Genomic DNA, 23,084 nt, shown 5'->3' on the forward strand with positions numbered 1-23,084 from the left:
CTGCCCTTGGACCGCCTGACGTGAGACGGCAGACACAGCGGCAGTGCGAGGGGAATGACATCGGCCCTTGCTCTGATCGCTTTCAGATGCGATCTCATCCGGACGTGATCAGTCGATGTCCGGATCATCGGCCTCTTCGAGGAGGCGGGCGGCAAGGTCGTCGGCCCACTCCACGGCCCAGGTGCGAAGAGCCGTAATGGTGGCTTCGTCGAGGCCGTAGGCGGCGAAGGCTTCGTCGTCGGTCCACTCGGCGCCTGTGAGGTTCGACTGCAGATCCTCGCGCTCGAAGCGTCCACGGGCGTGGCGGCGGCCGAACTCCTCAAGCTCGGCACTGGTCCAGCGGCGGGAGGCTGCGAACACGTCGATCAGATCGCGGGGCGCTCCGCGGTCGGCCAGGGCGCGGACCTTGGTCCCGATCACGTCCTCCTCCGCGAGCACGGGCCCGTACGGGCTCTGGGTGACCGGCCGCCAGAAGATCTCCTTGAGGATGTCGACTTCGCAGTCCTGTCCAGTGGCCGGGTCGGACACGGTGAAGCGGGCGGACAGCGGGGCAGTCTCCAGTGCCTGTACCTGCCAGCCCCGAGCTTCCAGACCGCTACGGAGCGTCGCCGCGATGTCGGCCATCGGTGCCGGGTTCTCGGTGGCGACGTCGAGGTCCTGGCTGGGGCGGTTCACGAGGCGATGCGCCCGCACGGCGTATCCGCCGGTGAGGACCAGTGGATACGGGGCGCCGAGGGCGATCACATCCGCCAGGAGCCGTGCGTGCAGCTCCGGCATGTCCGTCACGCGGCTGCCCGGGTGCGGGAGGCGAGCTGGGGGAAGGCGTCTTCCCATACGGTGCGCACGGTGCGACCGACAAGGGTCCGCAGTACCGGCCACATCTGGAGGAGCAGGTTCTGGTCGAGGAAGCGGGGAAGGTCGTCGCGCAGGCCCTCGTGCAGGACGGTTCGGTACAGGCCCATGCGCTGGCGAGGATTGCCCATGTCGTACGAGGTCATCCCGGACCAGGCCACGTGCAGTGGCAGCTCCACGACCCCGTGTGTCGGGCCGTGCAACTCGTCGAGCGACTCCGGCAGACGCCGCCGGAACTTCTCTCGATACAACGCGAGATCCTCAGCTTCCGCACCCGAGAGGTTTCTCGACGTGGGTGCGGGGTGCTGTCGGCTGGAGGGCATGCCGTCATTATGGCGGCTGGGAAAGTCATGCGGGTCATGATGCGCGAGCCGGCGTCCGGAGTGAGCGGCGTGGACCTGTGCGGGGTGACCTGGTCGCGGCACAGTGTTCCGCTCGGAGCCGTAGGGATGGACTTGTCGGTCGTGACGCTCGTTTGACGCTCTGGGCGTCTCCACGCGGGGCCGTGAGCCGAGAAATAGGTCCTGACCTGGCCTTTTCTGGTACCCGCTCAGGCCGACATCTTTCCGATGACGCATCACGTGGAGTGCGTGGCGATTCTGGAGCCGGTGGCCAAGGGGGCCTGAGCCGGGGTTCGGCGTGGCGGTCGTGCCCGACTTCCTGTCCATGCCCCGGCGCGATTGCAGGGGGATGGTCCGGATATGGGCAGGTCATGGGGCGGCGGCAATCGGGTGTTCAACCGCCGCTGCCAGCCTCCCGGCCATGAACACTCCTCGTATGGGGCTGCCGGACCGGCTCGCCGACACCCTGAGCATGCCCGAGCAGCACGAACATCTCCGCCGTGCCTTTTCCCGTCGTGGTCTGCTGCGTGGGGGCGCGGTTGCCGCGGCCGGTATCGGGCTTGTCGGTGGCAGTGGGGGCTCGGCCGTCGCCGCACCCGCGTTGGTGACCGCCCCCGCCACCGCCGCCGTGGACGGGTCGCTGGTGGCGCCGTTCGGGCGGCATCTCACCTACGGTGCCGATCCGCGGACGCAGATGCGGGTGTCGTGGCAGGTGCCGTTGCCGGTGCGGAAGCCGTTTCTGCGGATCGGGCGCAGTCCCCTCGATCTGAGCCACCGGATACCCGGGGAGGTGCGTGATCTCTTCACGCCCGCCGGGGTCGGCAAGAGTGCCGACATCGACCAGTACTACGTGCATGTGGCCCTGGACAATCTGAGCCCCGACACGACCTACTACTACGGCGTCGGTCACGACGGGTTCGACCCCGCGCACGCCGGGGCCGCGCACACCGTCTACTCCTTCACCACCGCTCCCCGCGCCCGCAGCACCCGGCCCTTCACGTTCACCGCGTTCGGCGACCAGAACCCCAGCTACACCTCGATCGGGCTCAACGCGATGGTCCAGGCGCAGAATCCGGCGTTCCATCTGCACGCGGGCGACATCTGCTACGCCGAGGAGACCGGTCACGGGTTGCCCGGGGACGCGGGCAACTACGACGCCCGTCAGTGGGACTCCTTCCTCGCCCAGATCGAGCCGCTGTCGAGCCGGGTGCCGTGGATGGTGGCGTTCGGCAACCACGACATGGAGTCCTGGTACTCGCCCAACGGGTACGGCGGCAACGAGGCCCGCTTCACCCTGCCCGGCAACGGCTTCGACGCCGCGTCCGCGCCCGGCGTCTACTCCTTCGTCCACGGCAACGTGGGTGTCGTGTCGGTCGACGCCAACGACGTCTCGTACGAGATCCCCGCCAACATCGGCTACACCGGGGGCCGGCAGACCGCCTGGCTCGACAAGCGGCTCGGCGAGCTGCGGGCTCGTACGGACGTGGACTTCGTCGTCGTCTTCCATCACCACTGCGCCTTCTCGACCACCAGTTCGCACGCCTCCGAGGGTGGGGTGCGTGAGAAGTGGGTTCCCTTGTACGAGAAGCACCAGGTGGATCTGGTGGTCAACGGCCACAACCACGTCTACGAGCGCACCGACCCGGTCGTCCAGGACAAGGCCGTACGAGCCCTGCCCATCGGCGGCACCCATGAGCCCGCGCGCGGTGGTGTCGTGTACGTGACGGCGGGCGCGGGCGGCGAGAGCGTGTACAGCTTCCCGGTCGCCGACAGCTACGAGGGTCACGAGGACGCCGTCGACTCGGTGCCCACGTACTGGACCGGCAAGGACGGCAAGGTCACCGAGAACGTCGACTGGTCCCGGGTCCGCTACACCGGCTACTCCTTCATCCGTGTCGACGTCGCCCCGGCCACGCCCGGTCGCACGGCCACCCTCACCGTGCGGGCCCTGGCGGCCACCGGCGCGGAGGTCGACCGGTTCGTCGTCGCCCGCAAGGCGGCCCACCCGCACCGTTAGCCGTACGGCTCGCGCATGGTGCGTACGGTCCGTCAGCGTACGCGGACGCTGAGTAGACGGTACGGAACTCCTTCCGTCACCCTGGGTGTTGTCGATCGCGGGGAACAACACGGAACGTACGCACCTGGAGGTGGCCGCGGATGATGCACGGCGACGCGAACGAGGACGACGACGACCTGACGGGGTGGGAGGAGGAACGGGAGCCCGATCGCTCGGACAGCCTGCGCACGTTCGGAGCCGTCGTCCAGGCGCTGCGCGAGCACGCCGGGCTCAGCCGGGAGGAGTTCGGGGAACGGGTGCGCTTCTCCAAACACACCGTCGCGTCGGTGGAGTTGGGGAGGCGGTTCGCGGACGACTCCTTCGTGGAGCTGGCGGAGGACGCCACCGGGAACACCGGGGCGTTGCGGAAGTCGGCCAAGCATCTGACGCGCGGGGACGTGGGGTTGGCGGCCTGGTTCCGGCGGTGGGCGCAGCTGGAACGGGTCGCGGTGAGTCTGTGCACGTACGAATGCCGGTTGGTGCCGGGGCTGTTGCAGTCGGAGGGGTACGCGCGGGCGGTGTTCGAGGGGACCGTGCCCGTGACACCGGACGAGCAGCTGGAGGACTTCATGGTCCGGCGGATGGGGCGACAGCGGATGCTGTTCGAGCGGCAGACGACGCCGTTCAGCTTCATCGTCGAGGAGCATGTATTTCGGCGGCGGTTCGGGGACGCCGGGGAGATGCGTGAACTGCTCGACCATGTGCTGGAGTTGACCGCCCCGCGCAACGTGACCCTTCAGATCGTGCCGTTGGAGGCGGGGTTGCACGCTTGTCTTGACGGTCCCCTTCAGCTGCTGGTGACTCCCAAGGGGCAGCGGCTCGCCTACTCCGAAGGGCAGAAGAACGGCCGCCTGATTACCGACTCGAAAGAGGTCGGTGCGCTCCAACAGCGCTATGACACACTGCGCTCGCAGGCCCTCAACGCCAAGGATTCTCGGGGTCTGTTGGAGCGATTCAGAGGAGAGCTATGAGCGCGTCGGAACTGGCTTGGTTCAAGTCCAGCTACAGCGGCAGTGAAGGCGACAGCTGCGTCGAGGTTGCCGTCGACGGACGTGCCGTGCGCGTACGCGATTCCAAGGACGTCACACGCCCCGACTTCGCCATCGGCCGTGATGTGTGGTCGCGGTTTGTAGGAGAGCTATGAGCGCGTCGGAACTGGCTTGGTTCAAGTCCAGTTACAGCGGCAGCCAGGGCGACAGCTGTGTCGAGGTTGCCGTCGACGGGCGTGCCGTGCGCGTACGCGATTCCAAGGACGTCATACGTCCCGACTTCGCCGTCAAGCGCGACGCGTGGTCGCGGTTCGTCGGGTTCCTGGGGCCGGACGCGTAGAGCGGGCATCGAAGGAGCGTGAACACTGCCGGGATCCGGCAGTGTTCGTCCGGTTCGGTGTGTGAAAGCGTCGGTGGTGTGGGCGGGGGAGGGAAAGCGGGCGAGAGGGAGAGGGGAGGGCTGAAGACATGACCTTGTTCTTGGTTCTCGGCCTTTCCGGGCTTCTTCTGCTCGTGTTCGCGCTCGTCTTCGACGGTGTGCTGGACGGGGTTTTCGACGGGCTGCTGTCGCTTCCGGTGATTGCCGGGTTCGTGTCGATGCTCGGGTTCGCCGGTGCGATCGCGCTCGGTACGACGGACCTCGGCGTCGGAGTCGCGACGCTGGTCGGAGCGGGTGCGGGACTCGGGGCGGGCTGGGCGACCTGGCGGTTGAGCCGGGCGCTCATGCGGGACGGGTCCGGGGCAGCCCCGGGTGGTGCGGAGCTTGTGGGGAGTTCCGGTGCCGTGGTCACGGCGATTCCCGTCGGCGGGTACGGCGAGGTGCTGCTGTATCCGGCTGGTCAGCCGGTGAAGTACGCCGCCAAGAGCGATGTCCGGGTCGAGCGGGGTGCCGAGGTGTGGGTCGAGGCCGCCCTGTCCGCGACCTCCGTGGCGGTACGGCCCGTCGAGCGCTGAGCCCTCGCCGTAGCCACCTCCACTCGAGTCCACGTACACCGGCCACGTACACCGGTTTCTTCATGCCGTTTCTTCGCATGCCAAAAACAAGGGGGCACTGTCATGAGTCCTGTCGTCGTCGCGGTCGCCGGAGTCGTCGTACTCCTGGTGCTGCTCGCTCTCGTCGTCGTCACCCGCTACAAGGTGGCGGGGCCGAGCCAGGCGTTCATCGTCACCGGGCGGCGTGGCAAACAGGCCACCGATCCGGACACCGGGCGGGTCTTCACCGACAACAGCGGCCAGAAGGTCGTGGTCGGCGGTGGGGTGTTCGTCGTGCCGTTCGTGCAGCAGAAGTTCACCCTTGATCTGTCCTCGCGGCACATTCCGGTCGCGGTGCGTGGCGCCGTCACTCTGCGGGGTGTGAAGGCGCATCTGGAGGGGGTCGCCATCGTCAAGGTGGGCGGCACCGAGGACTCGATACGGGCCGCCGCGCAGCGGTTCCTGATGCAGCAGGACGGCATCGTCGGCTTCACCCAGGAGGTGCTGTCCGGCGCGCTGCGGGCCATCGTCGGGCGGATGTCGGTGGAGGACATCATCCGGGACCGGGCCGTGTTCGCCGGGCAGGTCGCCGAGGAGGCCGAGGCGAGCCTGTCGGGGCAGGGTCTTGTGCTGGACGCCTTCCAGATCCAGGACATCACCACCGAGGGCTCCTACCTGGAGGACCTCGGCCGTCCCGAGGCCGCCCGCGCCAAGCAGGAGGCCGACATCGCCGAGGCCGTCGCCCGGCGGGCCGCCGAGCAGGCGCGGCTGAAGGCCGAGGAGGAGATCGCGGTCGCGCAGCGGACGTTCTACCTCAAGCAGGCCGAGATCAGGGCCGAGACCGACGAGGCCGCGGCCCGTGCGGCGGCGGCCGGTCCGCTCGCCGAGGCCGCCAGGCGGCAGGAGGTGCTGGCCGAGCAGGAGAAGGTTGCCGAGCGCCAGGCGGCGCTGACCGACCGGGAGTTGGACAGCCAGGTCCGCAAGCCCGCCGACGCGGCCCGCTACCAGGCCGAGCAGGAGGCCGAGGCCCGCCGGGTCGCCCTCGTCAAGCAGGCCGAGGCGGACGCCCAGCGCGCCAGGCTCACCGGTGAGGGCGAGAAGGCACACCGGGCCGCGCTCGCCGACGCCGTACGCATCGAGGGGGAGGCGGAGGCCGCCGCGATCGGCGCCAAGGGTGCCGCCGAGGCCGAGGCCATGCGGAAGAAGGCCGACTCGTTCGCGCGGTACGGCGACGCGGCGGTGCTGCAGATGCTCGTCGAGGTGCTGCCGCAGGTGGTCGCGAAGGCGTCCGAACCGCTCAGCGCCGTGGACAAGTTGACGGTCATCTCCACCGACGGGGCCGGCCAGCTCGCGCGCACGGTCGCCGACAACGTCGCCCAGGGCGTCGAACTCCTCAGTTCCACCACCGGTGTCGACTTCGCCGAGCTGCTGAAGGGGATCACCGGGCAGGCCGACGGCACCCGGCCCGAGCCCCCGGCGCCCGCCGAGGCCACCGGGAAGGTCGAGGTCAACGGGAAGGTCGAGGTCACCGGCTGACGCGGTAGTGACGCTGTACCGGTGCGGTAGATTTTTGCCGAACACTTGTGCCCTGCCGGGCCGGTGCTCGCTCAACCTTTGGGGCGGTCAAGGTGGTTGAGATGGCTGAGGTGGTTGAGGTGGTCGGAGCGGTGTCCGCTGCGGTGGGGGAAGAGACTGCGGTACGGGACGTGCCCGTGCCCTACCTCGACGGCTTCGAGCGGATCCTGGCGGACGCCGCCGCCACCGGTCGGCGTCTTACCCGCGACGAGATCCAGTCCCGCCGCGACCTGGGCGCACAGGCGGCCGTAGCCGGTCACGGCTGGCGCACGCTCGTCCGCGCCCACCTCGCGGCGGCCCGGGGCGGGTGGCCGCGAGCCGCCACCCCGGACAGCGTCCTCACCGTCGTCGAACAGGCCGTGGACGCCTTCGCCGACGGCTACGAACGCGCACAGCGGCTCGTCGTCCGCAAGGAGGAGGCCGCCCGCCGGGAGTTCATCGACGACCTGCTCCACGGACGCGGCGACCCCGGCCGACTCGCCGCGCACTCCGAACGGTTCGGGCTGCGCCTGTCCCGCGCCCACGCGGTGGCCGTGGCCGGGGGACCGGAGAAGTACGACGAGACCGACGCCGTACCCCGGCAGGTGGCGAGCGAGCTGTTCGCCCGCTTCGAGAACCGCCGCATCCTGTTCACGACCAAGGACGGCCGGATGGTGTGCATCGCCCCCGGCGACCAGGACGACGTCCTCGTCCACTTCGCCGAGCACGCCCACGCCGCCACCGGCCAGGCACAGGTGGCCATCGGCCGGCCCCGGCCCGGCACGGTCGGTATCGGACACAGCTACGAAGAGGCCCTCAACGCCCTGGACGTGGCGCAGCGCATGGGTCTCGACCAGCGCTTGCTGCGCGCCGCCGACCTGCTGGTCTTCCCCGTCCTGGCCCGGGACCGGCAGGCGCTGGTGGACCTGGTGCGCAACACCGTGGTGCCGCTGGAACAGGCGCGCGGCGGGGCCCGGCCGCTGCTCGACACCCTCATGACGTACTTCGACTCCGGCTGTGTGGCCGCCGCAGCGGCCCGGCGGCTGTCGCTGAGCGTGCGCGCGCTGACCTACCGGCTGGAACGCGTCCGAACCCTGACCGGCATCGACCCGACCGACCCCGCCGCCCGCTACACCCTCCAGACCGCGGTCATCGGCGCCCGCCTGCTCGACTGGCCCGCCCGGCCCCTGTGACCTGCCCGGCGCGGACGCGTCACGTGATCGCGATCCGCGCCCCGACTGGATGGACCTGGCGGTGACCAGGTTGTGGACGCGAGAGGCCCTTTCGCGCGCCGCAGGGTATACAGGATGTGTATGCAGGACACACCCTTGCGGTGAAGTTAGGTAACCCTTACCGTACGTACTTGCATTACTCAGGGCACCGGCCGTCACACCGGTCCGCCCGCGGCGAGCGCTTCACCGACGCAGCCTGGCCGTCCGCTGCCCCGGCATTCGCTCAGAGGACCCGCACTTGAACCAGCCCACCTTGGGTCTGTACGACCCTGCCCGCGAGCACAGCGACTGCGGCGTCGGCTTCATCACCCGGCTCGACGGGACGCCGAGTCACGATGTCATCCGCAAGGGTGACGAGGCGCTCCGTGCCATCCCGCACCGTGGCGGCGCGTCCGCCGAGGGTGTCGGTGACGGGGCGGGTGTCAGTGTCGACCTGTCGGTGGAGTTCTTCGGCGCGATCACCGGTGAGGCACTGCGCGCCGGGCACTTCGGCGTCGCCAACTGCTTCGTGCCGACCGACGCCGACCGCCGGGACGCCGCCGTCGACCTGGTCGGCCGCAGCATCGCCGAGCAGGGCTTCGAGCTGCTGCTCGTGCGTGACGTACCGGTGGACCACGGCGTCGCCAGGCCCGCCGCCGAGCAGTACCAGCTGCCCATCGTGCAGTGGGTCTTCCGGGCGCCCGAGGCGTGGCAGCGCCAGGACGTCGACTCGGCCGCCAACCGTGCCCTGCTCGCCGTCGAGGCCGTCGCCTACGCCGACGAGCTGGGCAGCTACGCCGGGCTGTACGCGCTGTCGCTCAGCGCGCGGACCCAGGTGCTCAAGGGGCGGCTCAACTCCGGCGAGGTCATCCCCTACTTCCGGGACCTGCTCGACCCCCGGCACTCGGTGCGCTCGCTCTACTTCCACACCCGGTTCTCCACCAACACCGAGCCGCACCCGACCATGGCCCAGCCCTTCCGGCTCATGGCGCACAACGGCGAGCTGAACACGGACCGCAAGAACCGGCTCTCCGACGAGGCCCTCGCGCGGGCCCGGACGCGCAGCATCGTGCGCCCGCCGGGGCAGTCCGACTCCAGCCGACTCGACCAGACCCTCCAGAGCCGCGTCTTCGACGACGGGCTCGACCTCGTCGAGGCCGTCGTGTCCCTCATGCCGCCCGCCTGGGAGAACGACCGCACGCTGCCCGACGGCGTGCGCGACATGCTGGAGTACTTCTCCCTCTACGAGGAGAAGAACGACGGGCCCGCCGCCCTCATCTTCAGCGACGGCGACGTCGTCGGCGCCCGCCTGGACCGGCTCGGCCTGCGCCCCCTGCGTACCGTCGAGACCGCCGAGCACCTGATGGTGGCCTCCGAGGCCGGGCAGGTCGCCTTCCCGGACGACGAGGTCGTGCACCGGGGCCGTATCGAGGCCGGCGGCATGCTCGTCGTCGACCACCGCACCGGGAGCGTGCTGCGCACCCGCGAGGTGCTCGACGCCCTCGCCGCGCGCCGCCCGTACAGCGAACTGCTCGACGCGGCCCGGGTGAACCTCGACGACCTGCCCGCCCCCGACTACTACCGGGGCACCACCACCCTCGGCTACGACGGCGACCTGAGCCTCGCGGGCCGGTACGTGGCGTACGCGCTGAACCAGGAGAGCTTCCGGTTCATGCTCGACCCGATGCTCAACACCGGGTCCGAGCGGATCTCGGCCATGGGCTACGGCAACGCCATCAACGCGCTCAGCGACACCGAGGGCGGCATGGCGAAGTACTTCTCGCAGCGCTTCGCCCAGGTCACCAACCCGCCGCTGGACAGCATCCGCGAGGCCGACGGCATGAGCATGCGGGTCGCCCTCGGCCCCAAGCCCGACGGCACCGGCGACACCAGCGAGCGCCAGCTCGTCGTCTCCTCGCCCGTCCTCGGGCACCTCGACATGGTCAGGCTGCGCGACCAGCGGATCGTGCCGCTGGAGCGGTTCGCCATGCTCTACGACCCGGTCAGCGGCGACGAGACCGCCAACGCCGACGCCCTCCGGGACGCCCTCCAGCGGCTCTGCGACGACGTCGAGCGGTTCGCCTCCGGCGGCGGTGGCATCGCCATCCTCACCGACCGGGCCGTGTCGTCCACCCGCGCGCCCCTGCCCGTCATCCTCGCCGTCGCCGCCGTCAACCAGCGGCTCATCGAGACCGGGCTGCGGCTGCGCGTCTCGCTCGTCGCGGAGAGCGGCCAGCTCGCCTCCTCCCACCACGTCGCGACCGCGCTCGGCTTCGGCGCCTCCGCCGTCTACAGCCTCAGCGCCCGGCTGCGCGCCGAGGAGAAGTTCCCCAGCGCGCCCGCCCCCGCCGGTGAGATCACCGAGACCGACCGGGCGCTCGCCAAGTTCCGCAAGGCCGCCGAGAAGTCCCTCGCCAAGACCATGGGCCGGGTCGGCCTGTGCACCGCCGAGAGCTACATCGGCGGCGAGTTCTTCGAGCCGAACTACCTCGACACCCGCGACGACGTCTTCGCACGCACGTTCCCGCACATGGACGCCCCGGTCGGCGGCGTCGGCTTCGCCCGGATCGCGCAGGCCGCGACGGACTGGCACGAGCGGGCCCGGACCGTGGAGACCGAGGGCCAGGTCCCGCTGCTCGGCCTGTTCAAGGAGCGGTCGGACGGCGCCGGGCACTCCTTCGGCGTCACCGCCGTACGCGGCTTCGGCGACATGGTCGAGGAAGCCCCCGAGTTCGGCCGCGAGGGCGACCCGGAGGCCCTGCGCCTGCTCACCCTCGGCCAGCTCGACGACGCCTTCGGCATCACCGACGCCGCCTACCGCAACACCGGGTACGACGCCCTCAGCGACGCCGAGATCGACGCGTTCCGGATCACCCCCGGCTACCGCGCCTTCCTCCGGACCACCCACGAGGAGCGGTCCCGCCGCCCGGCCGCCCTGCGTGACGTGCTCGCGCTGCCCGCCGACCTCACCGGCCTGCGTACCCCCGAGGACTTCGCCCGCGAGCTGGGCCGCTTCTCGGCGACCGGCAACGCGAGCGTCACGGTTCGTGGCGTGGTCGCGTCCGTCACCGAACAGGGCACCGTCCACCTCCGCCTCACCTCCCCGGGCCCCGAGGCCGCCGAGCGCCACGCGGCCCTCGCCGCAGGGCTCGCACACCTCGGCGAGGTCACCACCCTCGCCGTCGGCGCCGACGGCATCGAGGTCGCCGCCACCGGCACCGCAGCCCACCTCCTGACCCTCCTCGAAGGCGCCCCCGACAGCGTCCCGCTCGACGAGGTCCAGCCCGCCCACGAGATCACCCGCTCCCTCGCCTCCGGCGCGATGAGCCACGGCGCGCTCGTGGCGACCGCGCACGAGGCCGTCGCGCACGGCACCAACATGGTCGGCGCGATGTCGAACAGCGGCGAGGGCGGCGAACACCACACCCGGTACGGCACCATCCGGGGCTCCCGGATCAAGCAGTTCGCGTCCGGCCGGTTCGGCATCTGGGCGGGCTACCTCGCCGACCCGATGCTCCAAGAGCTGGAGATCAAGATCGGGCAGGGCGCCAAGCCCGGCGAGGGCGGCCAGCTGCCCGCGCCGAAGGTGACGGTCGACATCGCGGCGGCCCGTGGCGGCACCCCCGGCATCGAGCTGATCTCACCGCCCCCGCACCACGACACGTACTCCATCGAGGACCTCGCCCAGCTCATCCACGACTGCAAGGCCGCCCGGGTACGGGTGATCGTCAAGCTGGTCTCCTCGGAGGGCATCGGCACCATCGCCGTCGGGGTCGCCAAGGCCGGTGCGGACGTCATCAACGTCGCCGGGAACACCGGCGGTACGGGCGCAGCGGCCGTCACCAGCCTCAAGTACGCCGGGCGTTCGGCGGAGATCGGCGTAGCCGAGGTCCACCAGGCGCTCGTCGCCAACGGGCTCCGCCAGAAGGTCGTCCTGCGCTGCTCCGGCGCGCACCAGACCGGCGGCGACGTCGTCACCTCGGCGCTCCTCGGCGGCGACAGCTTCGAGTTCGGCACGACCGCCCTCATGATGCTCGGCTGCGTCATGGCGAAGAACTGCAACGTGAAGTGTCCCGCAGGCCTCACCACCAACTCCGAGGCCTTCGAGGGCGACCCGCGCGCACTCGCCCAGTACCTCCTCAACATCGCCCACGACGTCCGCCAGATCCTCGCCCGGCTCGGCCTGCGCTCCCTGCGCGAGGCACGCGGGCGTACGGCCCTGCTGCAGCTCCTCGACCACCCGGCGAGCGTCGGCCGCCTCGACGTCCGCCGTCTCCTCGCACACGTGCCCGAGAAGGTCGTGGCCGACCCGGAGTACCTGGAGAAGGACTTCACCACCGACGACGCCCTGATCGAGCGTGTCCGCGCGGCCCTGATCGACCGGCGCGAGCCGTCGCTGCTGGTCGAGGGCATCCACCTCGGCAACAGCGACAAGTCGGTCGGCGGACAGCTGAGCATCGACGTCGAGCGCCTGCTCAACCACGGGGAAGCCCTCGACGTACCGGCCGTCACCAGCGACGACCGGGGCCGCCGACGGCTGGTCGACGGCGCGGTGACCGTCCGCACCACCGGCTCCGCCGGGCAGTCGTACGGCGTCTTCCTCAACGACGGCATCACCCTCGAACACACCGGCACCGCCAACGACGGCGTCGGCAAGAGCCAGAGCGGCGGGCGGATCGTCGTCCGCGCCCCGGGCGGCGGCAGCCCCGAGCCCGGCGGCAATGTGCTGATCGGCAACTTCGCGCTGTTCGGCGCGACCGGCGGCCGTACCTTCGTGCAGGGCGAGGCCGGTGACCGGTTCGCCGTGCGCAACTCCGGTTCGACGGCGGTCGTCGAGGGCGTCGGCGACTTCGGCTGCGAGTACATGACCGGCGGTACGGTCCTCAACCTCGGCGGCTTCGGCAAGGGCCTCGGCAACGGTATGAGCGGCGGGTTCCTCTACCAGTACGACCCCTCCGGCGACCTCCGCGACCGGGTGAGCGCCGACTCGCTGCTCGTCTTCCCGGTGACCGACACCGCGCGCGGCGCCTTCCACGAGGAGGCCGTACGGCTGCTGCTGGCCTGGCACGTCGAGGCCACCGGCTCCGAGCTGGCCGCCCGGCTGCTGCACGACTGGGACACCGAGCGGCAGCACATGTACTGCGGGATGCCCCGCGCGCTGCTCCTCTACCAGGACTCCACCGAGATCCTGGCCGCCGCGACCCGGAACGAGCTGCTCGACGAGCTGGCGACCTCCATCGCGACGGACAAGCTCCGCGCGTTCAAGGTCGACTACCGCGACCGGCGTACCGTCCTCGGCGGCCGGGCCCCGGCCTTCGGCGACCAGGGCAGCGACGACATGTTCTCGCTGCTGTCGTCGTACACCGTGCTCGGTGTCGCGCAGGATCTCGCGCTCCAGCGGGTGCCGGGCGCGACCGGTCCCGACGACCCGAAGGTCACCGAGGCCGTCCGGAATCTCGTCCTCACCGAGGACTTCTTCGTGAAGCAGCGGGTCGTGAAGTACCTGCGCGGCACGCTGGACCGCTTCGACGACGGCGAGCTGGCGACGCTGATCGCCATCAAGCGCCTCGACGACTACAAGCGCGCCCTCAAGCAGCGCAACAACCTGAGCGTGGACGCGCCCGGCACCTACGGCTGGATCGTCCACCAGACCACCAAGAACGCCGGCCGCGTGCGGGCCGCCCGGTTCGACGAGCTGCTGGCCACGGCCGCGCTCGACGACATCGCGAGCCGCCGTATCCCGCAGGCCCCGACCGAGACGGTGACCGCGTGAGCCTCGTGCCCCCGACCCCGCAACTGCCCCTGCACCTGCCGCCGAGCGGGTCCCTCATCCCGGCCGACGCGCCCTTCTCCGCCCAGCAGGAGTCCTGGCTCGCCGGGTTCATCGCCGGGATAGCGGCGGCCGGACGCCGGAAGGACGCCGCCGGTGACGCGCCCGCGGCCACCGTCGACGTGCTGTTCGGCACCCAGACCGGGACCGCCGAACTCCTCGCCGACGAGGTCGTCGCCGGGGCCCGCGCGCGTGGCCTCGGCGGGCGGGCCACCGCGCTCGACGCCGTCACGCCCGAGCAGCTCGCCGAGATGACCCACGTCCTCGTCGTCACCTCGACGTACGGCGAGGGCGAGATGCCCGACAACGCCGGGCTCTTCTGGGAGGCACTGCAGTCCGACACCGCACCCCGCCTGGAGAGCCTGCGCTTCGCGGTCCTCGGCCTCGGCGACCGCGGCTACGACGACTTCTGCCAGGCCGCGAAACTGATCGACACGCGCCTTGAGCAGCTCGGCGCGGGCCGGGTGCACGACCGCGTCGACTGCGACGTGGACTACGAGGAGCCGGCGGCGGGCTGGACCACCGGGGTCCTGGAGCGCCTCGTCGCGGAGACCGGCGCGAGCGGCACGGCCACGGGCGCGAAGGCGGCTGCGGAACAGGCGCCCGCGCGCACCCGTTCCCCCTGGAACAAGCGCACGCCCTACCCCTCCCGGCTCACCGAGAACCGGCTCCTGTCGGCGCCCGGCAGCGCGAAGGAGATCCGCCACTACGAGTTCGACCTCGGCGACAGCGGCATCACCTACGAGGCGGGCGACGCGCTGGCCGTCGTGCCGCTGAACGACACCGCGCTCGTCGGCGCGCTCCTGGCGCACCTGGGCGCGGCCGACGACGAGGAGACGGCTCAACTCCTGCGCACGGAACGGGAGATCCGTACGCCGTCGAAGGAGCTGATCGCCGACCTCGTCGAGCGGGCGCCGACCAGTGAGCTGGCCTCGGTCGTCGCGCACGGCGACCGGTCCGACCTGGACTCCTGGCTCTGGGGCCGGGACGTGCTCGACCTGCTCAAGGACGCCGGTCCGGCCGCCCCCGGCCTCGCCGAACTCCTCCCCCTCCTACGGCCGTTGCAGGCCCGCCAGTACTCGATCGCGTCGAGCCCGCTCGCCCACCCGGGCAGCGTCCACCTGACCGTCGCGTCCGTCCGGTACGGCGGCCGGTACGAGGGCGTCGCCTCGACGTATCTCGCCGACCGGGTCGCCGAGGACGCGGCCGTCGGCGTCTACCTCCAGCCGAACGCCTCCTTCGGCGTCCCGGCCGACGACGACGCCCCGATGGTCATGATCGGCCCCGGCACGGGCATCGCGCCCTTCCGCGGCTTCCTGCACGAGCGGGCCGCGCGGGGCGCCGCCGGGCGCAACTGGCTGTTCTTCGGCGACCAGCACCGCGAGACCGACTTCGTGTACGAGGACGAGCTGACCGAGCTGCGGCAGCGCGGCGTGCTCACCGAACTCGACCTGGCGTTCTCGCGCGACCAGGCCGAGAAGGTGTACGTCCAGACCCGGATGCGGGAGCGCTCGCGCGAGCTGTACGCGTGGCTGGAGGACGGCGCGCACCTCTACGTCTGCGGCGACGCCTCCCGGATGGCGAAGGACGTCGAGGCGGCGCTCCTCGGTGTCATCGCCGAGCAGCGCGGGCGCGGGGACGACGACGCGGCGGAGTACCTGGCCGACCTGCGGCGGGCCAAGCGCTACGTACGGGACGTGTACTGAGGATGACCGACCACGAAGGCTGCGGCTTCGACGGGTGCTGCGGCCGGCGTAACAGCCGTGTCCGGCTGATCGACCCGCGCATGCCGGAGCTGGCGCGGTGCCTGACCCTCTTCCAGTACGTCCAAGCCGTCACCGGCGGCCCGGTCGCACGGATCGACCAGGCCGGCAGCTACGCCGTCCCGAGCCTGCGCGGCGACGCGTTCGCCGTCCGGCCGGGCTCGATCGCGCTGCGGCTGGACGGTGCCGGCGTGGACACGGCGGTGGTCGTGCGGGAGGGGGACACCGACGCGGTCGTGGTACGGCTGCTCGACGCGGCGGGGCGGACCGTGCACCAGGGGCGGCTGCTCTCCGACGGGGACCGGCTGCTGGCCGGGCTGACGCCGACGGTCGACGCCGGATCACTGGCCGCCGAACCGCGGGCCACGGTCCCCGAGGTCCCGGCATGGGAGAAGGGCGACCAGCTCGCGCAGCTCGACGCGATGCTGGTGGACGGCGGGGTCGCCAGGCGCCGGGCCTTCGACCGGTACCGGGGTGAGCACCGGCCGATCGACGTCGACGTCCTGTCGGCGGTGCTCGACCATGTCTGCTCGGTCGGGCTGCCGATCGGGGTCGCGGTGTTCGCGCCGGCGGCGATGCAGGCGTGTGCGGGGCGGGTTCATGTGACCGACCGGACCGTGGGCGGGCGGGTGTTCGCGGCGGTCGCGGAGAGTTCGGTGGAGATTGACCTCGCGGGTGTGCGGGAGTGTCACCTGGTGCGGTCATTGGCCGCGCACGGCCCGACCTCGGCGTTGGAGTTGGACGACGAGGACGGGCGGTGTGTCGCGGTGATCACCCAGTTCGGGATGGTCGGGCAGGACGTGTACGAGGCGTGGGAACACCTCGCCGAGTCACTGCCCGACACCTAGGGTCTGTCCGGCGGATCATGTCGGAGACGCGGGGCTTGGCACGCCCGTCTGCGGCGTTGTCGTCGGTTGCCGAAGCTCCGCTTCGACGCCCTCCTCCGCCTTGCAGCCAGACGCACCAAGCCCCGCTCACCTGCGTTTTCTCGGCACCGCAGCTATCCTCCGACCTGATCCGCCGGACAGACCCTAGTCCGCCCGACCTACCTCAAGAACTCCGCCAGTGTGCGGGTCAGGGAATTGGCGGCCGGGGCCGCGAAGATCGGGTCCAGGTGGTTCATGCCTGCGTCGGTCTCGTAAGTGGCGTGCGGGATGCGGGAGTTGGTGACCACCTTGCGGGCCGCCTCCTCCACCGTGCCCTTGGCGTAGCTCGTGCCGAAGGCGTACAGGGGGATGTCGAGGCCGGCTGCGTGCAGCAGGCGCAGGTCCAGGGAGCGGGCCAGGGCGGAGTCCGTGTAGGCGTCCGTGACGTCGAGGTCGACGGAGAGCCGGGTCGGCCAGTACCACTCCCACACACCCGGCACCGGACCGGCGTACGCCTGCGCGACCCGGCGGATCGGGGTGATCCCGGTGTCGACCCAGCCTCGTACGTCCCCGGTCTCGGCGAGGTGTCCTGAGTGCACGGTGATGGTGTTCGGCCAGCCGAAGCTCGCGTCGACCAGGACGCCCAGCAGGCCCGCGTTGGTGACGGCGTAGGGCAGGCTCAGCGACTCGGGCAGGCGGGGCTGGAGGACCGAGCGGCCCTCGGGGTCGTGCAGGGCGTAGTGGCCGGCGAGCTGGTACCAGATCTGGGTGCTCTCCGGGCGGCTGCCAAGGCCCACCCCGGTCATGGTCAGGTCGAAGACTCCGCCCGCGTCGATGGCCGCGAGCCGCTCCTTGATCTGCTCCGGTGAGTCGGCGACCGGGTCGCCCGTGCCGTCGAACGCGCCGAGCACCCCGCCGTCGATGACGGCCAGTGCGGCGAGGTCGCGGTAGCCGGGGCAGCCGTCGAAGTCCCAGGCCGCGTACGCCATCGCGGTCGTCGCGCCCCAGGAGTGCCCGCCGAGCACCACGCGTCGGCCGCCCCGGGCCGCCGTGCGGACGACGGCCCGGATGTCCGCGAGGGTCCGGGGCAGGCCCCAGTGCGCGGCGTAGGGGGAGGCGGCCGGGTCCTGGGTGCGGTAGTGGCCGTCCAGGTAGTAGGTGAGGGGGTCCGGGCCGGTGAACCCCGACCGGTCGGCGAGGTTCTCCTCGCGCCGGTCGAAGGCCCACACCTGGAGCCCGGGCACGGCCGCGACCAGGTCACGGGCGAGCAGCCGGAAGTCGTTCGCCGCGCCGAACCAGCCGGGCACCAGCACGAGGACGGTACGGGCGGTGTCGGGACCGACCTTGAGAACGTGTACCTGGTCGGTTCCGGCGGGCCCGCCCCCGGCGCCCACGGCCACGGGGACATAGGGCTCGGGGGCGAGGGTTCCGGCGGTCCCCTGTCCGGTGCCGGCGCCCGGTGCGCGGCCTGCGGCGACCGCGGATCCGGCCCCCGTGCCGACCGCGGCCGAGGCCAGCGCCGCACCGCCGATCATTCCGCCCAGCACCGTACGACGCGGCAGACGGCTCGTCATCTCACGTACCTCCAGGGAGAGTTGGTCGAGATCAGCTTCCACCATTCCCTTGAGGTCTCAAGCACCAGGGTGTGCCCGCCGGGTGAACGTCTGTCGTCAGACGGCCGACCAGCCGTTGTCGACGGCCAGGACCACGCCGTTGATGTTGCCGGCGGCGTCCGAGGCGAGGAACACGATGGCGGCGGCCTGCTCCTCGGGCTCGGCCACCCGGCCGATGTTGCCCATGTAAGGGGCGAGTGCCGTCGGCCCGGCCGCCTGCCGGTCGATCTCCGGGGTCATGCCCGTCCGGGTGCCGCCCGGGGCGATGGCGTTGACGCGGATGCCCTGGTTCCGGTAGGTCACGGCGAGGGACTTGGTCAGGCCCACGATGCCGTGCTTGGAGGCGGTGTACGCGGCTCCGGCGGCGCTGCCGCGCAGGCCCGCCTCGGAGGCGGTGTTCACGACGGCGCCGTTGCCCGACGCGAGCAGGTGCGGCAGGGCGGCGCGGGTGAGCAGGAACGGGGCGGTCAGGTTGATCCGTATGACGCGCTCCCACTCCGCGTCGCTCACGTCGCCTGCGGCCGACATGCTGTCCATGATCCCCGCGTTGTTCACCAGCACGTCCACCCCGCCGAAACGTTCCTGCGCGGTGGTGACCACCTGGTCGACGACGGCCTGCTCGCTCAGGTCGCCGACGACGGCCACGGCCGCGCCGCCCGCCGCCCCGATCTCCTTGACGGTCGTGGCGGCGCCGTCGGCGTTGAGATCGGCGACCACGACACGGGCGCCCTCCGTCGCGAAGGCCAGCGCGGCGGCCTTGCCGATGCCTGAGCCGGCGCCGGTGACGATGACGGTGCGGCCGTTGAGTCCAGTGGTCATGACGTGCTCCAGGGGTGGTCGTACGTGGTCGTACGTGGTCGTACGTGGTGGGACGGGCTGTTGCGAGGTGTAACCAGGTGCGACGAGGTGTCGCGTGCCCACGGTACGACTTAATGTCACTGAAAGACACAAAGTCCAGGCGTCTTCTTGGGCGCCTTCTCGCGATCACTAGACTGGACCGGGCCTTCACCGACGACCGCAACCAAGGAGTCGCTCGTGCCGGACGGCAGGGAACCCGAAGCCCCCGGCGGTGGGACCGGCCGGACGGGCCGGCCGCGACTGACCGAGCGGCGCAAGGCGGAGATCCGGCTGGAGATCGCCCGCGCCGCGGTGGAACTGTTCGCCGCACAGGGCGTGACGGCCACGACGGGGGAGCAGATCGGGCGGGCGGTGGGCGTCTCCTCGCGGACGGTGTGGCGGTACTTCCCCAGCAAGGAGAGCTGCGTCACCCCGCTCCTCACGGCAGGCATCGACAAGATCGCCGCCTGCCTACGGGACTGGCCCCCGGGCACATCCCTGGCGGAGGCCCTGTCACCGGCCCTGTCACCGGCCCTGTCGCCGGCCCTGGAATCCGACGGCCGCTCAGACCTGCCCGGCATCCCGGAGTCCCGCGAACTGGTGCGCCTGACCCGCACCGAACCGGGCCTGCGAGCAGTCTGGCTCCAGTCCCACGACCAGGCAGAACCGGCCTTCGCCACGGCCCTGGCGACCAGGGCGGGCCTCCCGCCGGACGACCTGCGCCCGGCGATCCAGGCAGCGATGCTGAACGCGGCGCTTCGGGCGGCGGCGGAGCGGGACGCTTGGCAGGGGGATGCGGGGGCGGGATCGGGGGCCGGGTGCGGGTTGTCGGCGAGTCTCCGGTCGGCGCTCGCTGTGGTGGAGGAGGGGTTGGCGTAGGGCTTGGCGTTGCGCTTTCGCCGTCCGCACCGGCTCCTCGCCCCTCACTCCCTACCCCGCACCCGCCCCACAAGCTCCACCGCTGCCCCCGTCCACTCCCCGTGCTCGAAAGCGAAGCCCGCGTCGAGGAGGCGTCCAGGGACCACCCGGCGGCTCTTCAGCAGGAGTTCCGTGTCCGAGCGGAGTGCGAAGGCGCCCAGTTCCGCCATCCAGCGTGTCGCGGGGAGGCCCAGCGGGACGCCCCACGCCCCTCGTAGTGCTCGCATGAACTCGCGCTGCGGGACCGGGTCCGGAGACGCCAGGTTCACCGGGCCGGTCAGGTTCTCCCGGGTGGTCAGGAAGTCGATCGCGCGTACGAAGTCCTGGTCGTGGATCCAGGACACGTACTGCGCGCCGCCCGCGACCGGGCCGCCCAGGCCCAGGCGGGCCAGGCGCAGCAGGACGTCCAGGACTCCGCCGCGGTCCGGGCTCATCACCATCGCGGTTCGCAGGGCCACCTTGCGGGTCGCGGGCGTCGAGGCCTGCTCCTGGGCCCGTTCCCAGGCCTTGGCGATCTCCACGCTGTACGCCCAGTAGTCCGGTACGCCCGGCTCGGCGCCGCCGACGACGCCGGTCGCCTCGTCGTTGGGGGCGTCGAAGCGGTGGGCGTAGACGGTCGCCGTGCTCATCTGCAGCCAGAGGCGCGGAGGCCGCGCGGCGCCCGCGATCGCCTCGCCGACGACCCTGGCGGAGTGCACCCGCGAGTCCATCATCGCCCGCAGGTTGGCCGGGGTGTAGCGGCAGCTGACGCTGCGGCCCGCCAGGTTGATCACGACGTCGCTGCCGTCGATCTCCTTCACCCAGTCGCCCAGGGTCTCGCCGTCCCAGCCGACCTCGCCCGCGCGCGCGGGGCGCCGGGTCAGGACGGTGACCTCGTGACCGGCGCCGGTCAGCGCGCGGTTCAGGATCGCGCCCACCTGGCCGGTTCCGCCGGGTATGACTACCTTCATGGCTCCCCCCTGGGGTTCGGGACGCGGGTCCCCTCCGGGTCCGTACCGTGAGCCTAGCGCAAGTATTTGAACGCGTTCAAAATGCTCGGGCTACTTCAGCCGCCCGGCGATCCTCGTCGCGTCCCCCATCAGCCGCTCCAGCGGGCCCCGCCCGAAGAACCGCGACCAGACCACGGCGAAGACCGTCACCGCCGCGATGAAGGCGAACAGCACGGGCAGCGGGGAGCCGGGGAGTTCCTCGATGCCGAGGGCCCGGACGCCGGCCACGTGGAGGACGTACGCCGTCAGGGACATCGTGCCGACCGCGACCACCGGACCCGCCAGGCGCCGGAAGCGGGGCAGCGTGTCGACGGCGATCATGCAGGCGGCGAGCACCGCCATCGCGACCCCGGTGCTGCCCACGACGGACAGCGTCGTCTCGCTGTGCGGCGAGGCCACCCACAGCCAGGCCGCCGAGTCCCCGGTCGGGTAGCCGGCGGTGTCCGACCACCAGGCCGACATGACCGAACCTGAGCCGTACTCCTCGCCGCCCGCCGCGAGGGCACCGGCGACCCCGGGGACGAAGTGCAGGGCCAGCCAGGAGCCGCCGTAACCGAGCACGGCGAGCGCGCAGCCGGTGGCGGCGAGGCGGCGGCGTACGGCCGGTGCGGCGAGGTCCAGGCGGGCCACCGCCATGCCCGCCAGGACGAACGGGACCCAGGTCAGGGCCGGGTAGCTGCCGGTGAACAGCAGTTCCAGGAAGCCGCCGCCGTCGCTGATCCGCGCGAGCGGGTCGTGGCGCGTGAACGTCTCCGCCCAGCCGCCGCCGTTGCCGCCGTCGCCGTCGTCGATCGACCGCTGGATCACGTAGAGGAGTTGGGGCAGGAGCAGTGCCGTACCGGCCGCCACGGCTGCCAGTCGGCCGGCGCGCAGGCGGTGGAAGGGCAGGACCAGGACGAAGCAGAGGCCGTAGAAGGCGAGGATGACCTCCACCGGGGTGCCGGTCGACGTCAGCCAGGTGCCCAGGGCGAGCAGCAGTACCGCCCGGATCAGGACCTTGGCCACCGCCTGACGGCCCTCGCGGCCCGTCTTCGGGGTCCGGCGGCCGGTCATCAGGATGATCGAGAAGCCCGCGAGGAAGGCGAAGAGCGCGGAGGAACGGCCGTGGAAGAGTTCCATGACATGGCCGGTCGGACCGCCCGCGGCGGGGTCCGGGCCGACGTGCGCGGCGTACATCCCGAAGACGGCCAGGCCGCGTGCGAGGTCCACGCCGACCAGCCGGACGGCCGGTGCGGGGCCCGTACCGGCGGGGCTGACAGGAACTGTGGGTTCGATCTGAGTACTGGGGGCGAAATCCGGCGGAGAAGCGTTCTGCGACATGCCTCCAGCCTGGAAACCCGCTGGTCGGCGAGGTATCCGCCGAACGTCCCGCGGACCCCCGCCGAATGGCCGGGGCTACCCCGCCGAACGGTTGATCAGTAATTTACGTACCCACCACTGACGGGCGAGTGCCGGATGGGAGGATGAGCGCCGTCATGACTGCCGACTTGGGTGTACGCACGCTGCGGGCCGCGGTGTTCGCGGCCGTGTGCGTGCTGCTCGCCGCCCTCGGTCACGTGCTCATGTCCGGCTCCTCCGTCGACTGGCGGACACTGCTCGCGGGGACCGTGGTCACGGGCGGCGCGGGCTGGTGCCTGGCCGGTCGCGAACGCGGACTCCCGCTCGTCGTGGGCGTCGTGGTCGTCACCCAGGGCGCGCTCCACTCGGCGTTCTCGCTGACGCGCGGCGCCACCGGTTCGGCCGGCACGGCGACGGACTCCATGGACATGGCCCACGCCGGCACGGACACCGGCATGAGCATGGCCGCGACCATGGGGCACATGGCCCACGGCGGCCACGACACGGAGTTCCTGTCCTCCTCGTTCCTGTCCACCTCGTACGGCATGCTCGCCGCCCACACGCTCGCCGCACTGCTGTGCGGACTGTGGCTGGCGTACGGCGAACGGGCCGCGTTCCGCATCCTGCGGTCGGTGGCCGGCCGACTGGTCGCGCCACTGCGCCTCGCACTCGCCCGCCCCGCGACCCCGGACCGGCCCCGCCTCCGACCCCGACGCGGCCACTCTGACCGGGCACCGCGCCTTCTCCCGCTCGTCCACGTCATCACCTCCCGGGGCCCGCCGACTCGGATCGCTGTCGCCTGAGACAGCTGGTTCCCCGAGCCGCCCCCGGTAGCGCCGACGCACTGCATGTCGGCCCCGCGCGCGGGTGCTTCGGGCCCCGGTCGTACCCGTTCACGCGTACGGCCGTCCTCCCTCTGCCGGTACCGGCGTGCCCGCACGTCCCGCGTACCGCA

18 protein-coding genes are annotated in these 23,084 nt (G+C 71.5%); 12 read left to right on the forward strand and 6 right to left on the reverse strand.

From position 1 onward, the window contains the following. Positions 1 to 108 precede the first annotated feature (108 nt). Together CW359_RS05490 and CW359_RS05495 are read right to left on the reverse strand one after the other, a co-directional pair. Positions 109 to 777 carry a nucleotidyl transferase AbiEii/AbiGii toxin family protein gene (locus CW359_RS05490; protein ID WP_198655098.1) on the reverse strand — a complete coding sequence of 223 codons (669 nt, stop codon included), beginning with the start codon at positions 775 to 777 and terminating at the stop codon, positions 109 to 111. A 5-nt stretch (positions 778 to 782) separates the two neighbouring features. After that, positions 783 to 1,175 (reverse strand): hypothetical protein, encoded by a 393-nt coding sequence (locus CW359_RS05495; RefSeq protein WP_105968614.1) that lies wholly within the window; start codon positions 1,173 to 1,175, stop codon positions 783 to 785. Positions 1,176 to 1,614: 439 nt separating this feature from the next. On the opposite strand from CW359_RS05495, the gene CW359_RS05500 reads away from it, so the two are divergent. From CW359_RS05500 to CW359_RS05545, 10 genes are all read left to right on the forward strand, one after another. After that, complete coding sequence (locus CW359_RS05500; RefSeq protein WP_105968615.1) at positions 1,615 to 3,210, forward strand: purple acid phosphatase family protein; 1,596 nt, start codon at positions 1,615 to 1,617, stop codon at positions 3,208 to 3,210. Positions 3,211 to 3,350: 140 nt separating this feature from the next. Next, positions 3,351 to 4,220 (forward strand): helix-turn-helix domain-containing protein, encoded by an 870-nt coding sequence (locus CW359_RS05505; protein ID WP_105968616.1) that lies wholly within the window; start codon positions 3,351 to 3,353, stop codon positions 4,218 to 4,220. After that, positions 4,217 to 4,393: a DUF397 domain-containing protein gene (locus tag CW359_RS05510; protein ID WP_105968617.1), complete on the forward strand. Its 177-nt coding sequence runs from the start codon at positions 4,217 to 4,219 to the stop codon at positions 4,391 to 4,393. The genes CW359_RS05505 and CW359_RS05510 overlap by 4 nt, the downstream gene beginning before the upstream one ends. Further along, a complete protein-coding gene (locus CW359_RS05515; protein WP_105968618.1) occupies positions 4,390 to 4,578 on the forward strand; it encodes a DUF397 domain-containing protein in 189 nt (62 codons plus the stop codon). The genes CW359_RS05510 and CW359_RS05515 overlap by 4 nt, the downstream gene beginning before the upstream one ends. A 128-nt stretch (positions 4,579 to 4,706) precedes the next feature. Continuing rightward, positions 4,707 to 5,192, forward strand: a complete 486-nt coding sequence (locus tag CW359_RS05520) for a hypothetical protein (RefSeq protein ID WP_105968619.1) — start codon at positions 4,707 to 4,709, stop codon at positions 5,190 to 5,192. Between the two features lie 102 nt (positions 5,193 to 5,294). Next, positions 5,295 to 6,746, forward strand: a complete 1,452-nt coding sequence (locus tag CW359_RS05525) for a flotillin family protein (protein ID WP_105968620.1) — start codon at positions 5,295 to 5,297, stop codon at positions 6,744 to 6,746. 101 nt (positions 6,747 to 6,847) lie between these two features. Then, on the forward strand, positions 6,848 to 7,957 hold the full coding sequence (locus tag CW359_RS05530) for a PucR family transcriptional regulator (protein WP_232838236.1): 1,110 nt from the start codon (positions 6,848 to 6,850) through the stop codon (positions 7,955 to 7,957). A gap of 277 nt (positions 7,958 to 8,234) precedes the next feature. Beyond that, on the forward strand, positions 8,235 to 13,748 hold the full coding sequence (locus tag CW359_RS05535) for a glutamate synthase-related protein (protein WP_105968621.1): 5,514 nt from the start codon (positions 8,235 to 8,237) through the stop codon (positions 13,746 to 13,748). After that, positions 13,745 to 15,511, forward strand: coding sequence for a diflavin oxidoreductase (locus CW359_RS05540; RefSeq protein WP_232838237.1), 1,767 nt, complete (start codon positions 13,745 to 13,747; stop codon positions 15,509 to 15,511). The genes CW359_RS05535 and CW359_RS05540 overlap by 4 nt, the downstream gene beginning before the upstream one ends. 2 nt (positions 15,512 to 15,513) lie before the next feature. Next, positions 15,514 to 16,416, forward strand: a complete 903-nt coding sequence (locus CW359_RS05545) for a hypothetical protein (RefSeq protein ID WP_105968622.1) — start codon at positions 15,514 to 15,516, stop codon at positions 16,414 to 16,416. Positions 16,417 to 16,613: 197 nt separating this feature from the next. Here CW359_RS05545 and CW359_RS05555 read toward each other — a convergent pair whose 3' ends face one another. After that, a complete protein-coding gene (locus tag CW359_RS05555) occupies positions 16,614 to 18,008 on the reverse strand; it encodes an alpha/beta hydrolase (RefSeq protein ID WP_105968887.1) in 1,395 nt (464 codons plus the stop codon). Between the two features lie 96 nt (positions 18,009 to 18,104). Beyond that, the gene (locus CW359_RS05560) at positions 18,105 to 18,866 is read right to left on the reverse strand and encodes an SDR family NAD(P)-dependent oxidoreductase (protein WP_105968624.1); all 762 of its coding nucleotides are present in this window, start codon (positions 18,864 to 18,866) and stop codon (positions 18,105 to 18,107) included. A gap of 216 nt (positions 18,867 to 19,082) precedes the next feature. Here CW359_RS05560 and CW359_RS05565 point away from each other — a divergent pair, with 216 nt between their 5' ends. Further along, entirely contained in the window at positions 19,083 to 19,763 is a 681-nt protein-coding gene (locus CW359_RS05565; RefSeq protein ID WP_105968625.1) for a TetR/AcrR family transcriptional regulator, read from the forward strand. A 44-nt stretch (positions 19,764 to 19,807) separates the two neighbouring features. Here the strand turns inward: CW359_RS05565 and CW359_RS05570 are convergent, their stop codons facing one another. Both CW359_RS05570 and CW359_RS05575 read right to left on the reverse strand, forming a co-directional pair. Beyond that, positions 19,808 to 20,752: a TIGR01777 family oxidoreductase gene (locus CW359_RS05570; RefSeq protein WP_105968626.1), complete on the reverse strand. Its 945-nt coding sequence runs from the start codon at positions 20,750 to 20,752 to the stop codon at positions 19,808 to 19,810. Between the two features lie 90 nt (positions 20,753 to 20,842). Next, entirely contained in the window at positions 20,843 to 22,111 is a 1,269-nt protein-coding gene (locus CW359_RS05575; protein WP_105968627.1) for a DUF418 domain-containing protein, read from the reverse strand. 155 nt (positions 22,112 to 22,266) lie between these two features. Between CW359_RS05575 and CW359_RS05580 the strand changes: the two genes are divergently transcribed. Further along, the gene (locus tag CW359_RS05580; protein WP_105968628.1) at positions 22,267 to 22,932 is read left to right on the forward strand and encodes a hypothetical protein; all 666 of its coding nucleotides are present in this window, start codon (positions 22,267 to 22,269) and stop codon (positions 22,930 to 22,932) included. The last annotated feature ends 152 nt before the right edge of the window (positions 22,933 to 23,084 follow it).

The sequence above is a fragment of the Streptomyces geranii genome, assembly GCF_002954775.1.
Taxonomy (GTDB): domain Bacteria; phylum Actinomycetota; class Actinomycetes; order Streptomycetales; family Streptomycetaceae; genus Streptomyces; species Streptomyces geranii.